Raw genomic sequence first — 11579 nt, 5'->3', positions numbered from 1 at the left:
GCCAGCACCTCCATGGCGCCGACGACCTCGTCCCTCGGAACGTCCAGCTCCCGGGCTATCCTGTCTATGCTCCTCCCTTCCTCCAGCAGTTCTAGGATCCTCTCCAGCATTCCAACACCTCAGTAGCCCAGCGCTGTCCCCACGTTCCATATCAGGATTCCAACGAGCGACGCGAGGCTGATCATGTAAACCACCGTGAAGGTGGCCCATTTCCAGTTGCTCTCGGCTCTAATGGCGCCTATCGTGGCTATGCACGGGACGTAGAGGGTGGTGACCATGCCAAGCACGTAGGCCTGGAGCGGTGTCATTGCTCCCACTATGGCCTCCTCGCTTCCGTAGATTATTCCGTAGGTCGATATGACGTTCTCCTTGGCGATTATCCCGAACAGCAGGCTAACCGCCGCCTTCCAGTCGAGGCCCATGAGACGCATGTACGGCTCGAAAAACATACCGAGCCTCTCCGCGTAGCTTCCCCCGGTGCCCATCTGCACGGGATAGCTGCTGAGGTACCAGATGGCCATCGATCCGAGCAGGATTATGGTTCCCGCCTTCTTTATGAACTCCTTGCTCCTCTCCCACGAGTGGAGCGTCACCGTCTTCCACGACGGGATGAGGTACTCCGGTAGCTCGATGATGAACGGGCTCTCCTCGCCCCTGATAACAAACCTGCTCAGGAGCCAGGCCACGAGGAGGGCAAGCAGCACCGCCGTGGCGTAGATGCTCACCGCGACGAGCGCCTGGTGACTGGCGAAGAAAGCCCCCGCCAGGAAGCTTATGACGCTCAGCCTGGCGCTACAGGGTATCAGCGGGTTGACGAGCATGGTCAGCAGTCTGTCCCTCTCGTCATCGAGCGTTCTGGTGGCCATCACGGCAGGGACGTTGCATCCGAAGGCGAGCACCAGCGGGATGAAGCTCTTGCCCGGCAGGCCGAACTTTCTCATTATGCGCTCCATGACCACAGCCGCCCTGGCCATGTATCCAACGTCCTCGAGGACGGAGAGGGCCAGGAACAGCAGGAAGACGAGCGGGAAGAAGCTGAGCACGGAACCAACGCCCGCTATGATTCCATCGACCAGGAGTCCCCTCAGAGCCTCGTTTGCTATATGCGGCGCGAGCCATTCCCCGAAAGCCGTGAAAGCATCGTCGAGGTATCCCTGGAGGGGCAGCCCGACGGCAAACACGAATTTGAACATGAGGTAGAAGACGCCAAAGAGTATGAGGAGGCCGTAGACGGGGTGGGTGAGGAACCTGTCGAGCTGGTCGCTGAAGCTCTCGCCTTCCACCTTTGTGTACCGCACAAAGCGGTGCATGAGCCTGTCGATGAACTCGTACTTCTGGCTGGCTATTATAAGGTCCATCGCGCGCTTGTAGCGCTCTTCAACCTCCGCTATGTGCCCCATGATCTCGTCGAGCTTCTCACTCCCGAGGTGCCGGAGGATGAGCTTTATGACCCCATCGTCGCGCTGAAGGAGCTTTATCGCAAGCCAGCGGAGGTTGTACTCCTCCCCCAGTTCGGTGCCCTTGAGAACTGCCATTATGTGCTCTATCTCCCTCTCGACCTCCGGGTCGTACTGGGGGATCACGGGCCTCTCCTTCAGCATCCCGTTGGCCATCAGGTGTATCTTCTCCTTCAGCTCGTCGAGGCCGGCGCCTTCCTTTGCGCTCATCGCCACGATGGGAACACCGAGAACCTCCTCCATCCTCTTCACGTTTATCTCGATACCGTGCTTCTCGGCCAGGTCTATCTTGTTGAGGGCTATGATAACGTTGTTGAGGCCCATCTCCAGTATCTCCATGGCGAGGAAGAGGTTTCGCATGAGGGCCGTTGCGTCGATGACGTTCACGACCACATCGGCGCTCCCCTTCAGGAGGAAGTCCCTCGCGACGAGTTCGTCGATGGAGTGGGCCGTGAGGGAGTACGTGCCGGGGAGATCAACTACAAGAAACTTCTGCCCCTTGTATTCCAGTATTCCCTCCTTCTTCTCGACCGTGACGCCGGGCCAGTTGCCAACGTGCTGCCTCAGCCCGGTCAGTGCGTTGAATATGGTCGTTTTTCCGACGTTGGGGTTCCCTGCCAGTGCAATGACCTTCATCATGACGGCCACCTCACAGTTTTCGTATCATGACCTTCGCCGCCATTCCCCTGCCGATAGCGAAGCGCACGCCGCCGACGGAGATGATTATCGGGCCGTACTGGTGGGACTCGATTATTTGAACCGTCGCTCCGGGGGTGAGGCCCATGCCCACAAGCCGCTGCCTTGCGGTGGGGCCGCCGAGGATATTCACCACAATCCCCCTGTCCCCGGGTCTGAGTGCGTTTAAAGGTACAATCATGAGCATCACCGTTAGGCTTTCCTAATTCGATATTCCAATCCCTCGATGACCTTAAAAAGCTTTGGTGAGCCTAACAAAATCGGGGAGTTCGAAATCAGAAATCCGCGGGTTCTAAGATGCCCCGGGAAGGTGTTCCCAGGGGATACGGAATTTAAAACTTCGGAAAGGTATTTAAGGGATTGGAGAGAATACAACAAGTTGAATTTCGGAGGTGTGTTATCATGGAGGAGACTCCACCTGAAGAACCCAAGAAGACGTCCCTCGGCATGGATGAGAACCTTGAGGGACTGCTTGCCTATCTCGCCTGGTGGATTACAGGGATAATATTCCTGGTGCTTGAGAAGGAGAGCGATTTCGTCCGTTTCCATGCTATGCAGTCGACGATAACCTTCATAGGCATCACGGTGCTCCAGGTGATCCTCAGCTTCATCCCGTACATAGGGGGCATTATCGCCTGGCTCCTGGGAATCGTGGGCTTTATCCTCTGGATCCTCGGCATGGTGAAGGCCTACCAGGGCGAACGCTACAAGTTCCCCATCGTCGGCAACCTGGCCGAAGAGTGGATGGAAAAGGTCAACGTCTGAGGCTTAGCTTTTTAAGCCTCCTTTTTTACCTCACCTCATGAGGGGCATCGAGAGCGTCGTTGAGGAGATAGCGAGGTTTTCCAGGGAACACGGGCTTTATGAAAAACGCATACTCGTCATGTTTTCGGGCGGAAAGGACAGTTCACTGGCCCTCCACATCCTCAAGGAGGCAGGTCTTGAGGTCTCCGCGCTGACCTTCTTCCACCGCTGGAGCTGGAGGGAAACCCTGAACTGGGCGATGGGTTTTACCAAAAAACTCGGAGTTGAACACTACCTCGTTGATGTTACCGACGGGCTTCTTCGCGAGGCGGCCGGAAGAAAGGGGCCGATCTGCATAAACTGCAAGAAGGTCATGCTCTGGAACGCCAAATGGTTCGCCATCAACAACGGCTTTGATGTCCTTGCCAAGGGGGACAACGCCAACGATAAGATAATAGGCGCCCTCCTGGATCAGTGCACGAGGGATATAAGGCTCTGCGACATACCGAGGATTGGGATTCCATTCTTCAGACCCTTAATCAAACACACTGCCGAGGAAGTCGAAAGGCTGGCCGATGAGGTGGGGATAAGACCCTACCGCATGTACGAGCACGCGAGGAGGCGGCAGTGGAGGGAGGGCTGTCCGCTCCAGTACATCGACCGTGAGGAGGTCGTCACGGAGGAGCTCATGAACCTGGCCTTCAGGGTGAACTACGAGGTGAGCAAAATCGCCCGGGCAAGAAAGGTTCGCGTGAGCGTCCGGGTGCCAAGCTTCGAGATAATGTGCTGGGACTGTGATGAGGGAACCCTCAGGGAGGTGGGGAGGGTTACCTCGATGTTTGGGGGGAAAGGAAAATGAGGCTTCCTCTGGGGAAGATACGAAACGACGTCCTGCACGATGTTGTATTCCCAAACCTGGGCGTGGAGGATATGAAGGTGGTATACGGGCCCAGGGAGGGCTTTGACTCGGCCGTCCTCGAATACGACCACGACCACTACCTTGCGGTCGCCACCGACCCCACCCTCGGCGTTCCCAGGGAAACCTTTGGATTTTTCTCGTACCATTTCGCGGCCAGCGATGTGGCGGTTTTCGGGGCGAGGCCGAGGTGGCTGGTGGTTGATATCCTCCTTCCCCCCGGAAGCGAGAAGGGCTTTCTCGAAAAGACGATGCGCGACTTAAACGCGGAATGCCGGAAGTACGGGAGCGCGATAATCGGGGGCCACACGGGCGTTTATCCGAGCGTAGCCGAGCCCACCTCAACGACCACCGCCATGGGTCTTGTGAAGAAAGACCAACTGAGGCTTCCACTTGCAAAGCCCGGCGACAGAATAGTCGTGACCGGCAAGGTCGGTCTTGAGTTCGCGGTCTCCGCGGCGTACTTCCGGGAGGACGAGCTTAGAAAGCTCCTCTCTTTCAGGGAAATTCAGCTCCTCAGGGGGCTCTACCGCTTCGAAACCGCGGTTCCGGATGCCCTCGCGGCCGGACCCTTTGTCAGGGGCATGCACGATGCCACCGAGGGCGGTTTAACTGCCCTCCACGAGATAGCCGACAACTCCGGGGTCGGCTTCACAGTTCACGCCGAGAAGCTCCACCTGGACCCCCTCGTGAGGAAGGTCCTCGACTTCTACGGCCTCGATCCGTGGGGCGTTTCGTCCACCGGCACGCTGATAGCGATAACCCCACCGGAAAACATCGATTCCCTAATTAAAGAATTCAATAAAAATGGAATTATTGCATTTGAACTCGGCGAGTTCACCGCCGATAGGAAGCGCATCCTAATCGAAAACGGGGAAGAAAGGGAGTTTCCAACGTTTAAGAGCGACCCCTACGTGGAGCTGTACAGCAAAGAACTCACTTCACCCTGAACCTCAGCAGTGCCGCCAAGCCTCCGAGGGCCTTCAGCTTGTCGCCGCCTTCGTGCTCCGAGCTTACCACGACCACCTCGCCGCGGGAGTAGCGAACCGCGTCCATGAGCTCCTCTATCTTCTCCCTGTGCTCCCCTTTCAGGAGCTCATCGAGGACCAGGAGCGTCTCAACAGCTCCGTAGTTCACGGCCTCCTCGACCTCTCTAAGACCGTAAGCGGCCAGGCCGTTGTTCTTGGCTATGTTTTCGAGCACCTTCTCGACGAGCTGAACCTCTTTAGCAACGCGGTTCTCGTGGTAGACCTTGTCAACCGTTCCGCGTTTGATGACTTCGTAGATGCCCGTCCTTCCAGTTACGCTCGTGTCCTCGATGACCACCTTCTTCGCCAGCTCGGGATAATTCTCGCGCAGGAACTTGTAGAAGTCCTCTTTGACGAAGCCGGGGCCGGCAACTATGGCCCTCTCTATGCCCTCCCGGTTTATTATCTCCTCCATGCTCTTCGCCACATCGTGGAAGAACTTCTTCTCCTCACTCTCGCGGTTGGTGCTGTACCTCTTCCCCCCGAGGTTGTAGCGTATCCCCTTGAGTATCTCGACGCCGTATTCTCTGATTATCGCCATGTCAGCTTCGCCGTCGTCTATGACGACTATCATCACGCGCGCTCTCTTAGAAGCCTCCACGGCTTCCTTTAGCCTTTCGATGTGGTGCTCCTTCCAGCGGGGCTTCTGAATGGTTACCACAGTGCCTTCCTCTATCGCTATCGTGTGGTACTTGCCGAGGGGGACGTCGTCCCTGCTGACGTAGACTATCGGCCCGGTAACGCGGACCTGGTTGGCGAACTTGTGAAAGTTTATCTTCTCGGCCCTAACCCCAAGGAAGACGGGAATGACCTCGACCTTTTCTGCCCTGAGCGAGTCCGAGCGCTGGGCCTGCTTTCTGAGGGTCTTTGCGTAAACGGTATCCCCCGGGTCTATGATGTGGTAGAGGTGCCAGAGATCATCGAGGGTCTCTGCCTTGACCTTTATCTTGCCCTCCTTGACGTCCTGGTGAATTATCTGCACTCTCTCACCCCCGAGAAAAGTTAGCCGATGGCCTTTAAAAAGTTGTTAGAGGGGGTTAAATGAGTTCCCTCTCCGTCTTGGTGAGCCTCTCGGCGCCGTTCTCCGTGATGAGGATGGTGTCCTCGATGCGGACGCCACCGAACTTGGGCAGGTATATTCCTGGCTCAATGGTTATCACCATTCCCGGCTTGAGCTCCGTATCGTCCTGCTGGCTCACGCGGGGCCATTCGTGTATCTGAAGTCCGACGCCATGTCCAGTGGAGTGTATGAAGTAGTCACCGTAGCCGTACTCTTTGATGACGTCCCTGACGAGGGTGTCGAGCTCTTTGGCCGTCATGCCGGGCCTGGCCGCCTCGACGCCTTTCCTCTGGGCCTCGAGGACGGCGTAGTAGATGTCCTTCTGCTTCTCGTTCGGACTGCCCACGACTATCGTCCTCGTGGTGTCCGAGTGGTAGTGCCTGTAAAGTGCTCCTTCGTCAATGACAACCAGGTCTCCCTTCTCTATCCTCTTGTCGCTGGCCAGACCGTGCGGCAGGGCCGCCCTCCAGCCGCTGGCTATTATCGTGTCGAAGGCCGGCTTTTCGGCACCGTTCATTTTCATGACGTACTCCATCTTCGCCGCTATCTCCCTCTCGCGCTTGCCTTCGCTTATCTCCTCAAGCGCCGCCATCATGGCCATGTCCGCTATCCCGCAGGCGGCCTTTATAACCTCAATCTCCTCGGGAGTCTTGATTATGCGGAGCTCCTTCACCACATCATCGACTGAGACGAAATCCGCGGCGCCCACCTTTTCCCTGAGTGTCTGGAGGGTCGAGAAGCTCGTTCTGCCCTCTATGCCAAGCTTCTTCAGCTTGAAGGAGGAAAGCCTCTCGTAAAGCTCCTTTCCTGTCTTGAATTTTTCGACGGGAACCCTGGAGGTTTCCCTTGCCTCCTCGTACTCCAGCTCCGGGACGATGAAGATGGCATCGTCAGGGGTAACGACAAGGTAGCCGCCGAGAACCGGGGAGCTGCCGGTGAAGTAAAAGAGGTTCTCTTTCCCGGTAATTAGAACTCCATCGAGCTCGTTTTCGGATATGAACTCCTTAAGCCTGTCAATCCTCATCTTTTAATCACCGGGCATTTGTAATCGTCATTGCAATAAAACCCTTTCGGCAGACCACCGACGAAAACCCGACGCTTCTCGTTTCAGGAAAAGGTTATAATCCAGCAGAGGATACTAGGTGCATGGCGGTTTATCTGTTCGACTTTGACGGGACCCTCGTGGACAGCACGGGCGCGGTTGAGAAGGCTCTCCGCATAGCCATCGAAAAGACCGTCCCTGCAGTCATTGAGAGCGACCTGTACGAGGACTACTATAAGGCCCTTGCCCTGTTCATCAAGGGTCGGCTCACATACCAGTACCTCGGGGTTATACACGAGCTGGTGGCACAGGGGACTATACACGAGTACTACAAGCTCATGCCCCGATACATCAAGGACTTTCCCCACTCCCGGAACGTCGTCCGAACGCTGAGAAAACGTGGACGCTATGTCATCAGCTTCTCCGGCGAGCACACCTACCCCGGGGGAAAGGTCATCTTCATGAAAAGGACAAACTGGTACGACGAGTTCGATGAGGTGATAACCTTCAGGGGTACCAAGGACATGCTCAAGAAGTTTGAGAACCTGCGCGAACTCTATCCCGACGAGCCCTTCGTCTGGGTGGACGACAGCCCGAGCAGGTTCACTTACATACTGGATGAGAACACACTCCTCGTTCAGAAGGCATCGCCGTACAAGAGCGACGTCGCTCTCCTCTTCGAGAGGCAGAACTTCCTCAAGATCAAGTCCCTCCGGGAGATCCTGGAGATAGACGATGGGCTCTCCGCCTGCACTGAGGGATAAAACTTAAAAATGCCGCCGGATGAACCCCCTTCGCTGGAGGTGGGGACGATGGCCAGGGGAAAGGCTCTCGTCCTTGCCTACGCCGGGACGAAGGAGCACCAGAACAACCACCACATGATTCTGAAGCCCCTCGGCATCGACGACAGGAGCACTGCTTCGAGGCTCATAGGCAGGAAGGTCGTCTGGAGGACTCCAACCGGCAGGAGAATGTACGGCAAAATCCTCAGGACGCACGGCAACAGGGGCGAGGTTAAGGCCTACTTCAAGCCAGGACTGCCTGGACAGGCGGTCGGTGACTACGTCGAAATCCTCTGAGCGCAACCCTTTAAACCTCCCAACCTTTTCTTTCTCCGGTGAGAGAATGGAGTTCGTCGAGGTGCGCGAGGGTCTTGCAAAAATCCTTGTCCCGAAGGCGGAGAGGATATACGACGCCCCGGTCTTCTACAACCCGGTCATGGCGTTGAACAGGGACATAAGCGTCCTCGCCGTGGGGGTACTCAAACCGCGGACCGTTCTCGATGCCCTCTCGGCCACCGGAATCCGGGGCATCCGCTACACCCTCGAAACCCCCGCCGAGGAGGTCTGGCTCAACGACATAAGCGAAGAGGCCTTCAACCTGATTCTGGAAAACGTCCGGCTGAACCTCGGCGTTGATGGGGAGAGGATAGGTGAGAAGAGGTTCTCCTTCGGAGAAGAGAAGAGGGTTGTGGCCAACCTCGACGACGCTAACCGGCTCATGGCCGAGAAGTTCCGCTACTTTGACTTCCTCGACCTCGACCCCTTCGGCTCTCCCCTGGAGTTTCTCGACACCGCTCTGAGGAGCGTCAGAAGAAGGGGCATTTTAGCGGTCACCGCCACCGACACCGGCGTCCTCTGCGGGGCCTACCGGCACGCCTGCCGCAGGAAGTACCTGGCGGAGCGATAAGGGGCGAGCTCTGCCACGAGGCAGGTTTGAGGATACTCATCGGAACCGTTGTCAGGTACGCCGCCAAATACGACCTCGGCGTCGAGGTTCTTCTCGCCTACTACCGCGACCACTACTTCAGGGTCTTTCTGAGGCTCAAGAGCGGCGCGAAGAAGGCCGACGGGAGCATTGAAGGGCTCGGCTACCTGTGGCAGGATGAAAACGGTAGGTTTGAGTATGAGAACTCCTTCCTGCCCAGAAAACCGGGCTCATACGGCCCCCTCTGGCTCGGTCCGCTAAAGAGCCAGGGGTTCGTTGACGATATGCTGAAGCTGGCCGGGGAGTACCCCCTCGCCCACAAGAAGACGCTCCCGTTCCTCGAAACCCTCGCGGGGGAGCTGGACACCCCCTTCCACTACGACACCCATGCCCTTGCTAGGAGGAACAACCTTCAGGTCGGAAAGCTCGCGGAGATAATCGAGATTCTCCGCGATAAAGGCTACTCTGCAACGAGAACCCACTTTTCGCCGATGGCCCTCAAGACCGATGCCCCGTTTGAAGAAGTCCTCAATGCCCTCAAAGCCCAGAATAAAAAAGCGTGAAGGAGACAGTGGAGTCAAAACTCCAGCTCAAAGCTTCCGGCCTCGTGCTCTACGAGAACCGTCAGAACACCCCCGGAGAGAGATTCGTCCACTATCCTGCCCCCAACGGCCCTGACGTCCTCAACGTTCCTCAGCGCCACCTCACTCAGGCCCGAGAGGTGGTTGCGGAGGTGGAGCACGTCGCCGTCCCTGCTGAGGACGGTCGCCGTGGAGTAAACGACCTCGACATCCCCGTACCTGACCCCGAAGGGCAGGAAGAGAACGCCGCGCTTCCTCATCTCTATTCCATCCATGAGCCTTGGAACCTCAAGCCCGTTGTACCTAATCTTTCCGAAGACCCTGTGGCCGCGCGGGTTGGCGAGAACCAGGTAGTTCCCGCGGGGAATCGCTATCATGTCACCGTCTGTGACCTCAAAGTCCCGTCTAACGCCCTGAAGGGACAGCAGTTTATCAACGAACTTTCTGTGGAGGTCGTGGTGGCTGCTGAAGTACTGGAGCCTGAAGCCCAGGACTACTGCGCTCCCTGTCCCCTTCCGAACGAGCGCTCCGACGGGCTTTCCGTCGGCGAAGGCTATGGGAGTTCCTCCCCTCACCTCCCTGGCAACGTTCCTGGTTATCATCCTGTCAATCCCGTCCGAGGAGACGCTGACGAAGGGGATGAGCCTGAAGTTGTCCCTCGCCTCGGCTATCCTAACCTCAACGCCGAGATAATCGGCCAGGGCGGAGTACGGCTTCATGTTCTCGTCGAGGTAGGGAAGCATCGGGAGGATTACGAGGTTGCCGCCCCGCTCAATGAACTCTACCAGCTTGTCCTGAACGTCCCTGGCCATGAAGTCGAGGCTGTAAACCCAGAGCTGGTTGTACTCTAACATCTCCCCGACGCTCGCCTCCTCCAAGTCCAGAACGTCAAAGGGCACGTTACTCATCGCCAGGAGCGTCAAAAGCCCGCGCTCTCCAAGAAGGTACTCGTTGAGGTTGACGCTCTCTTTCAGGTCGCCTCTAAGCCCCCACACCGCGAGGGGCTCGTAGGGCTCGTAGCTCCCGAAGGCGACCCTTGGCTTGAGCCCACTTTCCACGAAACCTGGGTTGCCCCTCAGAAACTCACCGAGCCACCTAATGGGCTCGACGTGCGGCCTTTCACTTCCATCAAGGCCTATCGGCGAGTAAACGTCCCAGGTTACTCCGTTGTGCGACTCGTAGCCTTCGGGGTTCTCTCCACCGGCGTAGAGGTAGTAGTTGATGTTGTGAATTCCAAGGGCAGGAAGGAGTGCGTAGAGCAGCTCGGCCTCGTCCGGCTCTATCGTGTGGGCCAGCGAGACCTGGGTCTCTATGCTCAGCGGCGGCGTTCCAAGTTTTCCCTGGTAGAAGCGGTAGATTCCGGTTTTGTAATAGATGTGCCCGAGCCTGTCCTCCTTGAAGTCGAAGGAGCGGTAGAAGGAGTACCAGAACTCCGTCCAGAGGTGAATATCGAGGTTCCTCTCCCTCACGTAGCGGTAGAAGTGCCTCCACGCCGCCAGGAGAAGGTAGGGGTCGAGTATGCTTATCGGGACATCAACGTAGCGCCTCAGGTGGTCGTAGAGGATCTCGACGTAGTGGTTGGTCATCCATATCTTGAAGTGGTGCCAGTCGAGGAGCTTTGTGAGGGGCTCCGATGGGTCGGTCGGGGGTTTGACCTCCCCGTAGTCCGAGATTTCAGCTCCGTACCGCTCCGCGAGAGTTTCAAGGGGGTAGTTTTCTCTGAGCCATCCCTCCCAGAGGCCGCCGGGTTTAGCGACGACATCGTTGTAATCGGTGAGGAACGGCTGGAATATCGTCTCCCAGTATGAGGGCTCGTCATCGATTGAGACGCTTATTATGGGGCCCCCTTTGGTGTAGAGGTAGTCCCGGATTACCGGCAGAACAGCCTCATACCACTCAGAAACGGCCTTCAGGTAGGTCGGATGCAGGTACGTGATGGGTGGATAATAGATGTCCCGTGGAAGGGCCCCGTCCGGCCCCCTGGCGAGTATCTCGGGGTGCTCGTTGATGAGCCAGTCGGGGATTCCGCCGTTCCGCCACTCGCCGCAGATGTATGGGCCGGGCCTGACGATGGCGTACATCTCCAGCTCCTGAACCAGCTCAAGGAATCCCACCATGTCCCTCTCTGGAGTTGTTTCTCCGGTGAAGTCGAGCTCACCCTTCGAGGGCTCGTGCCAGTTCCAGACGACGTAGGTATCGACGATGTTGAGGCCGTGCCTCTTCATTTTTTCCAGCCTGTCGCGCCAGTGTCTCTTCGGAACGCGGAAGAACTGGAGCGTTCCGCCGTAGATCACCACTCTCTCGCCATCGATAACGTAAACTCTGCCGTCGTGCTCAACCTTCATAAC

General features: G+C 57.2%; 10 protein-coding genes and 1 pseudogene. 6 read left to right on the top strand and 5 right to left on the bottom strand.

The annotated features are described in order from the left end of the window. Nucleotides 1-119: 119 nt before the first annotated feature. Both feoB and APY94_RS10900 read right to left on the bottom strand, forming a co-directional pair. Nucleotides 120-2096, bottom strand: a complete 1977-nt coding sequence (gene feoB / locus APY94_RS10905) for a ferrous iron transport protein B (protein WP_058939656.1) — start codon at nucleotides 2094-2096, stop codon at nucleotides 120-122. A gap of 10 nt (nucleotides 2097-2106) precedes the next feature. After that, complete coding sequence (locus tag APY94_RS10900; RefSeq protein ID WP_014011926.1) at nucleotides 2107-2334, bottom strand: FeoA family protein; 228 nt, start codon at nucleotides 2332-2334, stop codon at nucleotides 2107-2109. A gap of 221 nt (nucleotides 2335-2555) precedes the next feature. Between APY94_RS10900 and APY94_RS10895 the strand changes: the two genes are divergently transcribed. Genes APY94_RS10895 through APY94_RS10885 form a run of 3 tightly spaced genes read left to right on the top strand, consistent with a single transcriptional unit; the run spans nucleotide 2556 to nucleotide 4763 of the window. Beyond that, nucleotides 2556-2918: a DUF4870 domain-containing protein gene (locus tag APY94_RS10895; RefSeq protein WP_058939655.1), complete on the top strand. Its 363-nt coding sequence runs from the start codon at nucleotides 2556-2558 to the stop codon at nucleotides 2916-2918. A gap of 37 nt (nucleotides 2919-2955) precedes the next feature. Further along, complete coding sequence (locus APY94_RS10890; protein ID WP_058939654.1) at nucleotides 2956-3756, top strand: 7-cyano-7-deazaguanine synthase; 801 nt, start codon at nucleotides 2956-2958, stop codon at nucleotides 3754-3756. Further along, nucleotides 3753-4763 carry an AIR synthase family protein gene (locus APY94_RS10885; RefSeq protein WP_058939653.1) on the top strand — a complete coding sequence of 337 codons (1011 nt, stop codon included), beginning with the start codon at nucleotides 3753-3755 and terminating at the stop codon, nucleotides 4761-4763. The genes APY94_RS10890 and APY94_RS10885 overlap by 4 nt, the downstream gene beginning before the upstream one ends. Here APY94_RS10885 and APY94_RS10880 read toward each other — a convergent pair. Together APY94_RS10880 and pepQ are read right to left on the bottom strand one after the other, a co-directional pair. Then, nucleotides 4750-5823, bottom strand: a complete 1074-nt coding sequence (locus APY94_RS10880; protein WP_058939652.1) for an mRNA surveillance protein pelota — start codon at nucleotides 5821-5823, stop codon at nucleotides 4750-4752. The genes APY94_RS10885 and APY94_RS10880 overlap by 14 nt on opposite strands. Before the next feature lie 55 nt (nucleotides 5824-5878). Next, entirely contained in the window at nucleotides 5879-6925 is a 1047-nt protein-coding gene (gene pepQ / locus APY94_RS10875; protein WP_058939651.1) for a Xaa-Pro dipeptidase PepQ, read from the bottom strand. A 122-nt stretch (nucleotides 6926-7047) separates the two neighbouring features. Here pepQ and APY94_RS10870 point away from each other — a divergent pair, with 122 nt between their 5' ends. The 3 genes and pseudogenes from APY94_RS10870 to APY94_RS10860 all read left to right on the top strand — a co-directional run bounded on the left by APY94_RS10870 (nucleotide 7048) and on the right by APY94_RS10860 (nucleotide 9213). Then, complete coding sequence (locus APY94_RS10870) at nucleotides 7048-7707, top strand: HAD family hydrolase (protein ID WP_058939650.1); 660 nt, start codon at nucleotides 7048-7050, stop codon at nucleotides 7705-7707. Between the two features lie 48 nt (nucleotides 7708-7755). Next, a complete protein-coding gene (locus tag APY94_RS10865) occupies nucleotides 7756-8022 on the top strand; it encodes a 50S ribosomal protein L35ae (RefSeq protein ID WP_058939649.1) in 267 nt (88 codons plus the stop codon). 46 nt (nucleotides 8023-8068) lie between these two features. Further along, a pseudogene (locus tag APY94_RS10860) lies at nucleotides 8069-9213 on the top strand (tRNA (guanine(10)-N(2))-dimethyltransferase). Nucleotides 9214-9227: 14 nt separating this feature from the next. Here APY94_RS10860 and glmA read toward each other — a convergent pair. Then, nucleotides 9228-11576, bottom strand: coding sequence for an exo-beta-D-glucosaminidase (gene glmA, locus APY94_RS10855; RefSeq protein ID WP_058939658.1), 2349 nt, complete (start codon nucleotides 11574-11576; stop codon nucleotides 9228-9230). Between the last annotated feature and the right edge of the window lie 3 nt (nucleotides 11577-11579).

Source organism: Thermococcus celericrescens (assembly GCF_001484195.1).
GTDB lineage: Archaea > Methanobacteriota_B > Thermococci > Thermococcales > Thermococcaceae > Thermococcus > Thermococcus celericrescens.
The sequence above is the reverse complement of the archived record's forward strand: the minus strand, read 5'-3'. Positions and strand labels throughout refer to the sequence as shown.